The organism is Streptomyces sp. NPDC001604, assembly GCF_042893475.1.
GTDB lineage: Bacteria > Actinomycetota > Actinomycetes > Streptomycetales > Streptomycetaceae > Streptomyces.
Window position 1 is genome coordinate 405,996 of record NZ_JBIAUY010000006.1, and the last position, 13,899, is coordinate 419,894.

Consider the following 13,899-nt stretch of genomic DNA (forward strand, 5'->3'; position numbering starts at 1 on the left):
GTCAGGCTTCCTCTTCGACGAGTCGGGCCAGTCGGATGCGGTTGATCTTGCCCAGCTCGGTGCGGACGATCTCCCGCTCCTGCTCCGGCGAGTTGCCGATCCGCTCCTTGACCGCGTCCCGCATCTGCTCGCCGGTCCGGCCGGTGGCGCAGATGAGGAAGACATGGCCGAACCGCTCCTGGTAGGCCAGGTTCAGTTCGAGCATCTCCGACTTCAGTTCCTCGGAGGCGCCGGCCATGCCGCGCTGCTCCCTGGCCGAGGTGGGGTCCCCCGGCTTGGGGCGGCCGATCGGCGGGTGCCCGGCCATCGCCTCGGCCAGGTCCTCGGCGCTCAGCTCGGCCATGGCGGCGTCGCTGGCGGCGAAGAGGTCCTCAGCGGTGGCGTAGGGGCGGGCGGCGAGCAGCCGGCGCGCCCAGGTGGTGGAGGCACACGCCTCGTGGAGGGCGGCGAGGGCCGCGTGCTCCTCCAGTACGTTGAACCGGGCCAGGCCCGGGGGCGTGGAAGTCGACGTCACGGGTGCCTCCGTGGCCGCGAGAACGGCCTTCGTGCTGAACTGGCTGCCGTTAGCTAACGCCCCCACGCAACGTCGCGTCAACACTTTGTTGAAAATTCGGGGTAACAAACCGGGCCGGACGGCGACCCCACGCGGCCCTCAGCCCTCCTTCTCACGGTTCAGATAGTTGTAGACCGTGAACCGGCTGACGCCGAGTGCGCCCGCGACGGTCTCCACGCCGTGCCGTACGGAGAAGGCGCCGCGCGCCTCGAGTATCCGTACGACCTCCTGCTTGGCCTTGCGGTCCAGGTCGGCCAGGGGCTTGCCCTGCTTGCGCTCCATGGCGGCGAGGATGTGGTCGAGGGAGTCGGCGAGCTGGGGCAGGCGTACGGCGACCACGTCGGCGCCCTCCCAGGCGAGCACGACGTCCTCGGGGCCGGCCTCGTCGGGCGGGAGCAGCTCGCCGCCCATGGCGTCGACGAGTGGTTTCACGGCCGTGATGAACGGCTCGTCCCCGGTGCCGGTCACTGTGCGCCCTCCCCGGCCGCGCCGACCACGTTGACCTGCAGCGATACCCGGGTGGCACCGGCCTGGAGCGTCTGGCGGAGCAGCGCGTCCACGGCACTCAGCACGGCGTCGGCGGCGCCCTCCGCCGTGTTGCCGAACGGGCCGACGTCCACCTCGTCCAGCTCGGCCGCCTCGATGACCTGGCGGGCGACCACCGCGTGCGCGGGCGCCTCGTCGAGATCGAAGGGCTCGGTCGTGAACTCCACTCTCAATCGCACTGTGCCCCCAGAGCACCACCACGGGCCGACAAAATCACTGCGCCGGAGCCGGTTCGTCCGCCACGAGCCGACCCTAACCGACCAGGGCATCCCTGCGCCCCAGAACGGAACGCGATCGGCTGAGGCTCTGAAACGGGAGGGGCGCCCCCCGGAAGCCGGGGGCGCCCCTCTCACCATGCGATGTGCGTCAGCCGCAGTCGCGCACCTTGATCGTGTAGATGCCGCGGCCGTGAGTGGCCGCGTACAGGGTGCTGCCGTCGGGACCGAGCTTCAGCTGGAGCACGGCGACCGCCGGGAGGTCTCCGACCCGCTGCCACCTGGTGTGGCCCGGGGCGCGGTAGACGACGCCCAGGTCGGTGGCGACGGCGAGACCGCCGTTCGGCGTGACGACCGCCGAGTTGGTCGGCACATCGGGCAGGTTCGCGGAGATGTCCTTCCAGGTGGTGCCGCCGTCGGTGGACTCGAAGACATGGCCGACGCCGGCGCCGGGGCCCTCCGTCCAGTGCCGGGAGAAGCCGTTGACGGCGAGGAAGACGTGGTCGGCGTTCTTCGGGTCGATGGCGAAGCCGCTGAGGTAGCGGTTCGGTACGGTCCCGTCGGCGGGCAGGGTGATGTCGTGCCAGCCGGTGCCGTCCGCGTTGCCGACGGAGATGCCGCGGGCGAAGCCCTGGTTGTTGCAGGGTCCGCACCAGGCCGCGTACACCTTGCCGCCCGATGCCGCCACGGCGGTCGCGGTGCGGCCTGCGCCGAGGTCGTACAGGCTCGTCCACTCCTTGCCGCTGCGGATGGCGTAGCCATGGGTCTGCACCCACACGTGCCGGCCGCCCGCGATCCACGTCGAGGAGCTCTTCAGGTCGGTCGCGAGCGGGGCGATGAAGCGGGCCTCGTTGGTGGCGTTGTCGGCCGGGGCGACGTTGTACGAGGTGGCCTTGGTGGCATCGGTGATCCAACTGCCGTCGTTCACGGCGCAGTTCTGGGTCACCTGGATCGCGAGGTAGACGTACTCCTCGGCGATGTTGCAGCCGTTGGCGGGATCGGTGAGCGTGTCGCCGCCGTCGCCGCCGAAGTTGGAGCCCATCACCTTGTCGTTGCTGCGCAGCACGGACTGGCCGTTGTCCTGCAGACCGCCGGTGACCGAGACGCCGCCGTAGGCCAGGTCCTTGCCGATGCCCACCGAGTAGTACTGGAGGGTGTCGATGGTGCCGTCGTTGAGGGAGGTCCAGTCGGTGGCGTGGCCGGAGGCGTCCTGCGAGCCGTCGACCGGGCGCCTGTAGACGCCGCCGTCGTTGCCGACGTAGACGAAGCTCTTGCCGTGGTAGCTGCCGATCGCGACGCCGTGCTGGTCGGAGTGGGTGGTCGGGTTGCAGTCACCGGTCTGCTTGGCCGTGTCGATGGACCAGCAGGAGAAGTTGAAGTTCCAGTAGGGGCCGACGGTCGACCAGGTGGTGCCGCCGTCCTTGGTCTCGTAGACCTCCTCCAGGCCCGCGTAGACGTGCTTGGGGTCGCTCGGGTCGACGGTCAGGAACTGGTTGTACCAGGCCTGTACGCCGGGCATGTAGCCGCTGGTGGTCAGCGCGGAACCGTCGGCGGCCAGGCCCTTGTAGTCGGCGATCTTCGTCCAGGGGCCGAACGGCGAGGCGGCGCTGTAGATGCCCTCCAGGCCGCTGTCCGGGTTGGTGTTCAGCTGCTCGGGCGACTGGTCGATGGCGTAGTAGCGCGAGCCGTCGGCGGAGCGGGCGAAGGTGACGTTGCCGACGTTGTCCGCGTCGGTCGGCAGATCGCCGAAGCCGCTGGTGATCCGCGTCCAGGCGCCGCCGGCGCCCTTGGTGTAGAAGCCGTTGTAGTCGTCACCGCTGCGCCAGCCGACCGCCAGGATCACCTTGGACGGGTCCTTGGGGTCGATGGCGATGTCGTTGGCGATGTTCTTGTAAGGGGCCGACGGGTCGCTCGCCTTCGAACCACCGGGGAGGTAGTCCGGGTTGGGCGCGTACTCCAGCTTCCAGGCGCCCTTCAGGGTCTTCGTGGAGTGGCTCCACACGCCCTTGCTGGTCGCCGCCCACACCTTGCCGCCGCCGAAGCGCAGTTCGTGGATGGTGGTGGACTCCAGCTCGTCGCCGCCGACCCGGCTGCGGGCGGAGAAGGTGCCGTGGTGCGGGTGGGACAGGACGTAGACGCCGCTGCCGAGGTAGGCGTCCGCGTTGGTGGTCGCCTCGCCGGTGCCCAGCCACAGCCGGCCGCCGCCGTCCAGGGCGAGCGCACCGGTGGACTGCGAGGGCAGCTCGTCGCTGATGGGCTTCCAGTTCCCGCCGCCCCGCTTGGACCGCCAGACGCCGCCGCCCGCGCTGCCCGCGTACACATACCCGTCGTCATCGGCGGCGAGCGCGGCCATCCGGCCGGTGACATTGCCCGAGCCGCCACTGGAGTTGGAGTCGATGTCGCGGTAGCGCGGGTCGTCGGAGTTGTACGGCAGGTCGGTGATGTTGCGCCAACTGCCGCCGGTGCTCGGCAGGTTGGTCAGGCTTGTCCAGGCGGCGCCGTAGGCGCCGGGGGCGACGATGCCGGGGGAGGTGCGGGCCTCGGCGTACTGGTCCGCGCCCTCGGCTATCTCGTCCGCCTCATTGCCGTCGTCGCCGTCCTCGCCCTTCAGCCGCGGGCTCATGGTGCCGACCGACTGCGTGCGCGCGGCGGCCAGTTGAGCGAGGGTGCGGGCGCCGAACGGAGCCTTCGTTCTGCCGGACGCCGCGCCTGCGGGTGTCGTGACGAGTGCGGCGGATGCGGTGATGGCACAGATCGTGAACCATCGTCTCTTACGGGTTGGTGCTGACACCAGATCCTCCCGAACGGGTGGTTGTACAGCCGTCACAGGAGACCCGATCAGTGAGCGGTGGAAGACGGCCGCTTTTTGGACAAGCCTTGACCAGAACCTGCCATCCAAGGGTCGTGGACCACCGTCACCAGGCCGGGTCTCCCCGCACCGCGCCACGGGTCAATCCCCCACGGGCCACCGGGAATTGACGCCTCTTAGTCCCTCCCGGTCACCGCTCCGTCCGCCGGCCCTTCCGCAGGAAGCCCCGCAGCCGGCGCTCCGGCCAGGTGTTGATCACGTCCTCCCGGGTGAGCCGGCCGCGCTGGGCGGTGCCGATGCCGTAGCGCATGTTGGCCAGGTGGGGGACGGCGTGGGCGTCGCTGTCGACGGCGAACTTCACGCCGTGCCGCCCGGCCCGCAGGATGTCCTCGTCGCGCAGGTCGAGGCGGTCCGGATGGGCGTTGATCTCCAGGGCCGTGCCGGTGCGGGCGCAGGCGGCGAAGATCGCGTCGAGGTCTGCGTCGATGCCGGGCCGCTTGCCGATGATGCGGGTGGTGGGGTGACCGATGATGTTGACGTACGGGTTCTCACAGGCCCGTACGATCCGCCGGGTGAGGGCCTCGCGCCCCTGGTTGAAGTGCGAGTGGACGGACGCCACGCACAGGTCGAACCCGGCGAGGAACTCCCCGGGCCAGTCCACCTCGCCGTCCGGGCCGATGTTCAGCTCGACACCGTGCAGCAGCCGCAGACCGCCGCGCCTGCCCCGGGTGGCGCAGCTCCCGTCGAGCTCGCGCACCCGCTCGCGCTGGGCCAGCATCCGCTCGTCGGTCATGCGCTGCATCGCCATGTCCGGGCCGTGGTCGGTGATCGCGTAGTAGGCCCAGCCGCGCTCGGCGGCGGCCTGCACCATCTCCTCCAGCGGGGCGAGGCCGTCGGTGAGGTCGGTGTGGGAGTGCAGATCGCCGCGCAGGTCCGCCTCCGTCACCAGGTCGGGCAGTTCGCCGTGCAGCCCGTCCTCGATCTCCCCGCGGTCCTCACGCAGCGTCGGCGGGATCCAGGGCAGCCCGAGCCGGGCGTACACCTCCTCCTCGGTCTCGGAGACGATCTTCTTGCCGCTCTCGACGTCGAAGAGCCCGTACTCGGAAAGCTTCAGCTTCTGGTGCACGGCCAGTTCGCGGGTGCGGATGTTGTGCGCCTTGGAGCCGGTGAAGTACTGCAGCGCCGCGCCCCAGGAGTCCGGCGGTACGACCCGCAGGTCGACGTTGAGGCCCTTGCTGGTGCGCACGGACGTCTTCTTCTCACCCGTGCCGATCACCTCGGTGACGTACGGCAGCTCGGTGAACGCCCGCATGATCGGCGCCGGTTTCGTGGCCGCGGCGAGGATGTCGATGTCGCCGATCGTCTCGCGCATCCGCCGCAGTGACCCCGCGTAGGCGCAGCGCAGGCAGCCCGGCACGGCCGACAGGCCGGTCACGATGTCGTCGGCGAGGTCCATGGCCAGGTCGATCTGGACGCGGCCCCCTGCGGACTGCAGGAGCGAGATGCCGTGGAGGATGTTCTCCTCCGTCTTCGGTCCGAAGCCCTTGAGGTCGCGCAGCCGCTCCTCGTGGATGGCGTCGGCCAGTTCCTCGACCGAGGAGATGCCCAGCTCCTCGTAGACCGTCAGTGCCTTCTTCGGGCCGAGTGTGGGGATGGCGGTCAGCCGGCGCACCCCGGCGGGGATCTTCGCGCGCAGCTCCTCGACGGCGGAGACGCTGCCGTGGTCGAAGTACTCCAGCACCTTCTGGGCGATCGACCTGCCGACGTTCGGGATCTGCTGGAGGCCCTTGAGGTCGAGCGTGGCGACGTCGGCGTGGTGGCCGCCGACCGACCGGGCAGCCTTCTCGTAGACGCGTGCCTTGAACGCGTCTCCTCCGGTGATCGAGATGAGGTCCGCGTACTCCTGCAGCAGCGCGGCGACCTCGTCGTTGGACCGGGCCACATCTTCAGGGTAGGCATGCCGCGACGGACGTGCCGTCCTCCCCCGTAGAGCAGATGACAGGAGTTCTCAGGGAGGGGACCGCAAGGTGACAGGGCGCAGGGTCAGGCGGGTCAGGGGTACGGCGGTGGCAGCGGCGGCGATGGCGGCGCTGACCGCGTCGCAGGCGCCGGGGACGATCCCGGCACGGCCGGATGCGCCGGTGGCGCAGCCCGCCGGGCACGGGCCGAGCGTGTCCGGCGACGCCCCGTACCGCACGGAGCTGCCCCCGCTCACGCGCAAGCACACGGGCCACGAGGACGGGGCACCGGCGGTCGCGGGCGGCGCGGTGCCCGCGACGGTCTTCGCCGCGTACCGCCGTGCCGAGGCGGAGCTCGCTCGCACCGCACCCGGCTGCGGGCTGCGCTGGCAGCTGCTGGCCGCGATCGGGCAGGTCGAGTCGGGGCAGGCGGAAGGCGGACGGGTGAGAGCGGACGGCACGACCGTGACGCCGATCCTGGGCCCGCGTCTGGACGGCGGTGCCTTCGCCGTCGTAGCGGACACGGACGGTGGCGCGTACGACGGGGACGCGGTGTACGACCGTGCGGTGGGCCCGATGCAGTTCATTCCGTCCACCTGGGCCCGCTGGGGAGCGGACGGCAACGGCGACGGGCGGGCCGACCCGGGCAACGTCTTCGATGCGGCGCTCGCGGCCGGGCGCTATCTGTGCGCGGCCGGAGGGGACCTGTCCGAGCCGGCGGGGCTGGACCGGGCGATCCTCGGCTACAACCACTCGGAGGCCTATCTGCGCACGGTGAAGGCCTGGTACGCGTACTTCCTGGAGGGGCACACGGTGGTACCGGACGGCTCCACGGGCTCGTCGGTACGGCCCTCGACGCGTCCCGGATCCTCGCACTCCGCGAAACCCACCCCGACCCCGAAACCGACGCCGAAGCCGTCCCCTCGGCCGGCCTCCACCCCGTCCGTGCCCGCCTCTCCGTCCCCGTCCAACTCCCACCCGACAGCCGGTACTTCACCCCAACCCCTCACCCCGATGCCCACCCCGTCCCTCGCCCTGCCGACCGACAACGTGCTGCCCAGCGGCCTCCCGCTGACCGGCGGCTGACCAGTAACGGCGCGGACTCGATGCCCGCTCCCCCCTCCACAACCGCCGCTACCGGGCGGTAATGTCGCCATCCGCCGGGCTGGGACGAGAACCCGGTGGGTGCGCCTGTCATGTCACCGGCCGGATCAGCGGACGGCGTCTGGTGCGTGCGATCGCGACGCGGCGAGCGTGCGTGCCAGGTGTCACGCGCCCGGCCGGGGAGGCGACACAGGCGGTGAGCGCAAAGGGGCCCTCATGGCGACGGAGATGCCTGCGGAGGCAAGAGCTGCCGACGAGCGTTGGCGACGCATGTGGAGCCACCGTGAGCAACTGCTCAGGGTGGCCCGGCGCAGGTCGATGAGCCAGGAGGACGCCGAGGACGCGGTGCACGAGGCGATGCTGCGGGCTGCCGAGCGGCCGGATCTGGACGACGAGCGGCTCGGGGCGTGGCTGACGACGGTCACCATGCGGTTGTGCGTCGACCGGTACCGGCAGGTCAACCGGGAGGCCGAGGTCCGCACCAGCCCTACGCTGATCGCGCCCGGGCCGGTCCCGGTGGAGGAGGCCGTGTGCGACCGGGCGGAGGCCAGGTGGCTGGCGGTGCGCAGCGGTGAGCTGCCCGCACGGCAGGCGGAGGCGCTGCGGCTGAAGTCCGAGGACCTGGACGTGAGCCAGGTCGCGGTGCGGATGGGGCTCAGCTACCGGACCGTCGAGTCGCTGCTGGCCCGGGCCCGGCGGACGCTGCGCGCCTCGCTGGCCGGGACGCTCGGCTTCGTGCTGTTCCTGTTCGGGCGGGGGCGGCTGCGGGCGGGTGGCAAGGCCCAGGCGGTGGCGGCCGCGTCGACGGCGGCCACGCTGGCGGTGGCGGGTTTCGTCCTGCCGTACGCCCTGGAGGGCGGCCACCCGGCCACGACTCCCCCGCCGGCCGCGTCCCCCGCCCCCGGGAAGGCCGCCGAGACGGTACGCCCCGCAAGCGCCGGGCGCACGCCCACCGCGAAGGCTCACGAACGGTCGACGGCATCGACACCGCCGACCGGCACAACCCACAAGGGCTCCCTGCTCCCCCTGTCGGTCCCGCCCCTCCCGAAGGCATCGCTGTCCCCGGTCCCCGCCGTCCCCGAGGTCCCGAGCCTGCCGAGCACCCCCGCCCTGTCGGCCCTACCGGCCGTCCCCACCCCGACGACGACCCTGCCCAGCCTCCCGAAGACTCCCACCGTCCCGTCCACACCGCCCTCGCTCCCGGCACCGACACCGACCGGGCTGCCGTAACAGCAGCAGCTGCACCGCCGGAGCGGACTTGACTGCGGGCAGCCGTGCCACCGCACCCCCGGGAAGCCGCGCCGCCGACGCCGACGTAACTACGCTCGTGCCGCCGTCGCCGTCCATGCCGCCCTGGCCGCGACCAGTCACACCACCGTCGCCGTCCATGCCCCCGTAGCTGCGGCCAGCCGCGCCGCCATCGCCCACCGTCCCGCCCTGGCTGCGAGCACTCGTGTGCCAGTGCCAGTCCATGCCGCCCTAGCCGCGATCAGTCGCACCACCGGCACCCCCCATCCCGCCCCAGCTGCGGGCAGTCGTGCCGCTGGGGCGGCACGGGTGGGCGCAGCGGCAGCGTCCCACGCGGACCCCCCACCCCGACGCCCAACCGCCGGCCCCCCAGCCCCGAGCGCCCCAGGACCCGCCGACCGCGCCCCGCCCCGCCCAAGGCCGCCGCAGGCACCCGCACACCCCTGAGAAAAAAATCCACCTCCCCGCGACGGACCCCCCGCCCCTCCCCGTAGAGCAGATGTCGGAGCTGCTCCACGGGCCGAGAGGTGGACCGGATGGGTGTCGAGATCTGTGTGGAAGGGCTGACCAAGTCCTTCGGTCACCAGGTCATCTGGCAGGACGTGTCGCTGACGCTGCCCGCCGGGGAGGTGTCCGTCATGCTCGGCCCCTCCGGGACGGGCAAGTCGGTGTTCCTCAAGACGCTCGTCGGGCTGCTGAAGCCCGAGCGGGGCAGCGTGAAGATCGCGGGGCGGGACATCACCCGGCTGCGCGAGCACGAGCTGTACGAGGTGCGGAAGCTGTTCGGTGTCCTGTTCCAGGACGGCGCGCTGTTCGGCTCGATGAACCTCTACGACAACATCGCGTTCCCGCTGCGCGAGCACACCCGTAAGTCCGAGAGCGAGATCCGGCGCATCGTGCTGGAGAAGATGGACATGGTCGGACTCATCGGCTCGGAGCAGAAGCTCCCCGGTGAGATATCCGGGGGGATGCGGAAACGGGCCGGGCTAGCCCGCGCCCTCGTCCTCGATCCCGAGATCATTCTCTTCGACGAGCCCGACTCCGGGCTCGACCCCGTCCGCGTCGCCTATCTCAACCAGCTCATCGTCGACCTCAACGCCCAGATCGACGCGACCTTCCTGATCGTCACCCATGACATCGCCTCCGCCCGCCAGGTACCGGACAACATCGGGCTGCTGTTCCGCCGCGAGCTGGTCATGTTCGGGCCGCGGGAGGAGCTGCTGACCAGTGACGAGCCGGTCGTCAGGCAGTTCCTGAACGGGCGGATGCAGGGCCCGATCGGCATGGCGGAGGAGAAGGACGCCGCCCAGGTCGAGCAGGAGCTGGCCGCGCTCAGCGGCAGCGAGACCGCGCAGACACCCGGCAGCCAGGCTCTGACTCCCCGCCTGCTGCCGGGGCCGGGCATCACCCGGCCACCACGCTGGGAGGCGATCGCCCGGCGGGAGGCGGAACTGCGGCGCCGCAAGGCGGTGGCGGACGTATGAGACTGTCGCCGACCGGAGCACTGCGGCAGTCGGGGAACCTGTTCGCGATGGCGCTGGACGTCGTCCGTACGATGCCGCGACGGCCGTTCCAGGCCAGGGAGTTCATCCAGCAGGCCTGGTTCGTCGCCAGCGTGACCATCCTGCCGACCGCGCTCGTGTCCATCCCCTTCGGGGCGGTCATCGCCCTGCAGATCGGCAGCCTCACCCGGCAGCTCGGCGCCCAGTCCTTCTCGGGTGCCGCCTCGGTGCTCGCCGTACTGCGCGAGGCCTCGCCGATCGTCACCGCGCTGCTGATCGCGGGCGCCGGCGGCACCGCCATCTGCGCGGACCTCGGGGCCCGGAAGATCCGCGAGGAGATCGACGCCATGCAGGTCCTCGGCATCGATCCCATCCACCGGCTGGTCGTACCGCGGGTGCTGGCCTCGATGGTGGTGGCGGTGCTGCTCAACGGGCTGGTGTCGGTGGTCGGTGTCGCCGGCGGCTATTTCTTCAACGTCGTCCTGCAGAACGGCACCCCGGGCGCCTACCTCGCCTCCTTCACCACCCTCGCCCAGCTCTCCGACCTGTGGGCGGCCGAGATCAAGGCGCTGGTCTTCGGGGCGATCGCGGCGATCGTCGCCTCGTACAAGGGACTGACGGCGAAGGGCGGCCCGAAGGGTGTGGGCGATGCCGTGAACCAGTCGGTGGTGATCACCTTCATGTTGCTGTTCGTGACGAACTTCGTGATGACCGCGGTGTATTTCCAGGTCGTCCCGCAGAGGGGTTGAGGCATGGCGCTGTTCAGCAGTCTGGAGGAGCTCGGCCGTCAACTCTCCTTCTACGGACGTTCGTTGGCGTGGACGGGCCGTACCGTGCGCCGCTACAAGAAGGAGGTCCTGCGGCTGCTCGCCGAGGTGAGCTTCGGCCGCGGCGCCCTCGCCGTCGTGGGCGGCACGGTCGGCGTGATCGCCTTCCTGTCCTTCTTCACCGGCACCGAGGTGGGCCTCCAGGGGTACGCGGCGCTCAACCAGCTCGGCACCTCCAACTTCGTGGCGTTCCTCTCGGCGTACTTCAACACCCGTGAGATCGCCCCGCTGGTCGCCGGACTCGCGCTGTCCGCGACCGTCGGCGCGGGCTTCACCGCCCAGCTCGGCGCCATGCGGATCAGCGAGGAGACCGACGCCCTGGAGGTCATGGGCGTGCCCTCGCTGCCCTTCCTGGTGACCACGCGGATGATCGCGGGGTTCGTGGCCGTGATCCCGCTGTACGTGATCGGGCTGCTGTCCTCCTACCTCGCCGCCCGCACGATCACCACCGGCTACTACGGGCAGTCGGCGGGCACCTACGACCACTACTTCCAGCAGTACCTGCCACCGGTCGACGTGCTGTGGTCCTTCGGAAAGGTACTGGTCTTCGCCGTCCTGATCATCCTCGTGCACTGCTTCTACGGCTACTACGCGAGCGGCGGCCCGGCGGGCGTCGGCGTCGCGGTGGGCCGGGCGGTGCGGACCTCGATCGTCGCGATCAACGTCCTTGATTTCTTCCTCTCGTTGGCCATCTGGGGCGCCAACACGACCGTACGGATTGCGGGGTGAACCGTATGAGGGTGTGGAGACTGCGGTTGTACGGCGTGGTGTTCCTCGCCGTACTCGCCCTGCTGCTGTCGTTGTCCGTCGCCGTGTACCGGCAGGCGTTCACGCCGGTCGTACGGATCAGCCTGGAGGCCGACAGCCTCGGCAACCAGCTCGACCCGCGCGCCGACGTCAAACTGCGCGGCCTGCTGGTCGGCGAGGTGCGCTCGGTGCACGCCGACGGACACAAGGCGACGCTCGACATCGCGCTCAAGCCGGAGTACGCCGCCGACATCCCGTCCGACGTGCGGGCCCGGCTGCTGCCGAAGACGCTGTTCGGCGAGAAGTACGTCGACCTGGTCGCACCCGCCCGATCCTCGGCCCGGCCCATCCGCGCCGGTGACGTCATCACCCAGGACCGCACCCGCGTCGGCATCGAGCTGCAGCAGGTGATGAACGACCTGCTGCCGCTGCTGCGGACCGTGCAGCCCGGCAAGCTCAACGCCACGCTCTCCGCGTTCGCCACCGCCCTGGAAGGCCGCGGCGACCGGATCGGCGACAACCTCACGCGTGTGGAGGACTATCTGCACCGCCTCAATCCCCATCTGCCGTCCCTCACCGAGGACTTCGCCCGGCTGGCCGACGTCGCCCAGGTGTACGGCGACGCGGCGCCGGACCTGATGGAGATCCTCCGCAACACCGTGACCACCAGCCGCACGCTGGTCGCGGAGCAGGACAGGCTCGCCTCGGCCCTCACCACGACGGCCGGCGCCGCAGGCACCGCACAGGACTTCCTCGACGAGAACGGCGACCGGTTGATCACCCTGGGGCAGGTCTCCCGCCCGACCCTCGAACTCTTCGCCCGCTACTCCCCTGAGTACCCGTGCCTCTTCGCGGGCCTGGTCCACGAGGAGCAGGCCTCCGAGCAGGCGTTCCGGGGCGGCAAGATGCACATCACGCTGGAGGTCGTACGGCAGCAGGGGGCCTACCAGCCCGGTGAGGAACCGCGCTACGCCGACCGGTCCGGGCCGAACTGCCGTGATCTGCCGCATCCTTCGGTGCCCGCGCCGGGGTTCCACCTCAACGACGGCTCCAGGAAGGGCAGTTCGTCCGGCCCGCAGGGTGTCTCCGCCACCCGGGCCGAACAGCGGGCCGTCGGCTCGCTGGTGTCGCCCGTGCTGGGGGTGCCCGCCGACGAGGTGCCGCCGGTCGCGACGCTGTTGTTCGGGCCGATGGCGCGCGGGACGGCGGTGAGCGTCGTATGAGGACCTCGGCAGCGCGGCAGACCGCCGCTCCCCTCATCAAGTTCAGCCTCTTCGCACTGGTGACGATCGTGGCGACGGCCCTGCTCGCCGCCACCATCGTCAACCTCTCCTTCACGCCCGACCACACCTACCGTGCCGTCTTCAGTGATGTCACCGGCCTCGAGAAGGGCGACGACATCCGGGTCGCCGGAGTGCGGGTCGGGCAGGTCCAGGGCATCCGGATCAAGGACCGTACGCTGGCGGAGATCACCTTCACCGTCGGCGGCGACCGGCCGCTGCTCACCAGCACCCACGCCGTCATCCGCTACCGCAACCTGGTCGGGCAGCGGTACGTGGCCCTGACGGAGGGCGCGGGCGACGGCACCCCGCTGAAGCCCGGCGGCACCATCCCGCTGCGGCGGACGCAGCCCGCGCTCGACCTCAACGCCCTGCTGAACGGCTTCAAGCCGCTGTTCGCGGCGCTCAGTCCGCAGGACGTCAACCAGCTCGCCACCGAGATCATCAAGACGCTGCAGGGCGAGGGCGGCACCGTGAACAGCCTGCTGGCGCACACCGCTTCGCTCACCACGACCCTGGCCGGCCGGGACAAGCTGATCGGCTCGGTGATCGACAACCTCAACACCGTGCTGGCGACGCTGGACAAGCGCGGCACCCGCTTCTCCGAGCTGATCGGGCAGCTGCGGCGGGTGATCTCCGGGCTGTCCGCCGACCGGAAGCCCATCGGCCAGTCGCTTGCGAGCATCGGCGATCTGACGGACGCCACCTCGGGGCTGCTGAAGGACGCGCGGCCGCCGCTGAAGGACGACATCGCACGGCTGACCGATCTCACCGGCACGCTGAACGACAACGAGAAGACCGTGGAGGGCGTCCTGCAGCGGCTGCCGAACAAGCTCAACGCACTGACGGGGACCGCGTCCTACGGCTCCTGGTTCAACTTCTACCTCTGCGACTTCGACGGCCGGATCGTGCTGCCGAAGACCAAGCAGGCGCTCACCCCCGATCTGCACGTGGCGAGGGCGAGGTGCGGATCGTGAGCCGGAAGACCCGCCCGGAACCGCTGATGAAGGTCCGCATCGACCCGCCGAAGCTGCCGAGGCCACGGCTGCCGAGGCGCGCGCCCCGGCCGCAGAAGCCGGAACCGCTGATGAAGGTGCGCATCGACCCGCC

12 protein-coding genes are annotated in these 13,899 nt (G+C 70.8%); 7 read left to right on the plus strand and 5 right to left on the minus strand.

The features are described from left to right. Window position 1: 1 nt before the first annotated feature. The 5 genes from uraD to polX form a co-directional block, all read right to left on the minus strand. Window positions 2-514: a 2-oxo-4-hydroxy-4-carboxy-5-ureidoimidazoline decarboxylase gene (uraD, locus tag ACFY1E_RS20265; protein WP_389077667.1), complete on the minus strand. Its 513-nt coding sequence runs from the start codon at window positions 512-514 to the stop codon at window positions 2-4. Window positions 515-652: 138 nt separating this feature from the next. After that, complete coding sequence (locus ACFY1E_RS20270; RefSeq protein WP_115909993.1) at window positions 653-1,021, minus strand: helix-turn-helix domain-containing protein; 369 nt, start codon at window positions 1,019-1,021, stop codon at window positions 653-655. After that, window positions 1,018-1,278 (minus strand): thiamine-binding protein, encoded by a 261-nt coding sequence (locus tag ACFY1E_RS20275; protein ID WP_389077670.1) that lies wholly within the window; start codon window positions 1,276-1,278, stop codon window positions 1,018-1,020. The genes ACFY1E_RS20270 and ACFY1E_RS20275 overlap by 4 nt, the downstream gene beginning before the upstream one ends. A 187-nt stretch (window positions 1,279-1,465) precedes the next feature. After that, window positions 1,466-4,105 carry a glycosyl hydrolase gene (locus tag ACFY1E_RS20280; protein ID WP_389077672.1) on the minus strand — a complete coding sequence of 880 codons (2,640 nt, stop codon included), beginning with the start codon at window positions 4,103-4,105 and terminating at the stop codon, window positions 1,466-1,468. Window positions 4,106-4,313: 208 nt separating this feature from the next. After that, on the minus strand, window positions 4,314-6,065 hold the full coding sequence (gene polX, locus ACFY1E_RS20285; protein ID WP_389077674.1) for a DNA polymerase/3'-5' exonuclease PolX: 1,752 nt from the start codon (window positions 6,063-6,065) through the stop codon (window positions 4,314-4,316). Window positions 6,066-6,150: 85 nt separating this feature from the next. Here polX and ACFY1E_RS20290 point away from each other — a divergent pair, with 85 nt between their 5' ends. From ACFY1E_RS20290 to ACFY1E_RS20320, 7 genes are all read left to right on the plus strand, one after another. Beyond that, window positions 6,151-7,167, plus strand: a complete 1,017-nt coding sequence (locus tag ACFY1E_RS20290; protein ID WP_389077677.1) for a lytic transglycosylase domain-containing protein — start codon at window positions 6,151-6,153, stop codon at window positions 7,165-7,167. Between the two features lie 234 nt (window positions 7,168-7,401). Beyond that, window positions 7,402-8,415, plus strand: coding sequence for a sigma-70 family RNA polymerase sigma factor (locus tag ACFY1E_RS20295; protein WP_389077679.1), 1,014 nt, complete (start codon window positions 7,402-7,404; stop codon window positions 8,413-8,415). A gap of 554 nt (window positions 8,416-8,969) precedes the next feature. After that, window positions 8,970-9,917, plus strand: coding sequence for an ABC transporter ATP-binding protein (locus ACFY1E_RS20300; protein ID WP_389077683.1), 948 nt, complete (start codon window positions 8,970-8,972; stop codon window positions 9,915-9,917). Further along, window positions 9,914-10,684 (plus strand): ABC transporter permease, encoded by a 771-nt coding sequence (locus ACFY1E_RS20305; protein WP_099932182.1) that lies wholly within the window; start codon window positions 9,914-9,916, stop codon window positions 10,682-10,684. The genes ACFY1E_RS20300 and ACFY1E_RS20305 overlap by 4 nt, the downstream gene beginning before the upstream one ends. 3 nt (window positions 10,685-10,687) lie before the next feature. After that, window positions 10,688-11,491 carry an MlaE family ABC transporter permease gene (locus ACFY1E_RS20310; RefSeq protein ID WP_389077685.1) on the plus strand — a complete coding sequence of 268 codons (804 nt, stop codon included), beginning with the start codon at window positions 10,688-10,690 and terminating at the stop codon, window positions 11,489-11,491. Between the two features lie 5 nt (window positions 11,492-11,496). Further along, the gene (locus tag ACFY1E_RS20315) at window positions 11,497-12,732 is read left to right on the plus strand and encodes an MCE family protein (RefSeq protein ID WP_389077687.1); all 1,236 of its coding nucleotides are present in this window, start codon (window positions 11,497-11,499) and stop codon (window positions 12,730-12,732) included. Continuing rightward, on the plus strand, window positions 12,729-13,766 hold the full coding sequence (locus tag ACFY1E_RS20320; protein ID WP_389077690.1) for an MCE family protein: 1,038 nt from the start codon (window positions 12,729-12,731) through the stop codon (window positions 13,764-13,766). Before ACFY1E_RS20315 ends, ACFY1E_RS20320 begins: the two co-directional genes overlap by 4 nt. Window positions 13,767-13,899: the final 133 nt, after the last annotated feature.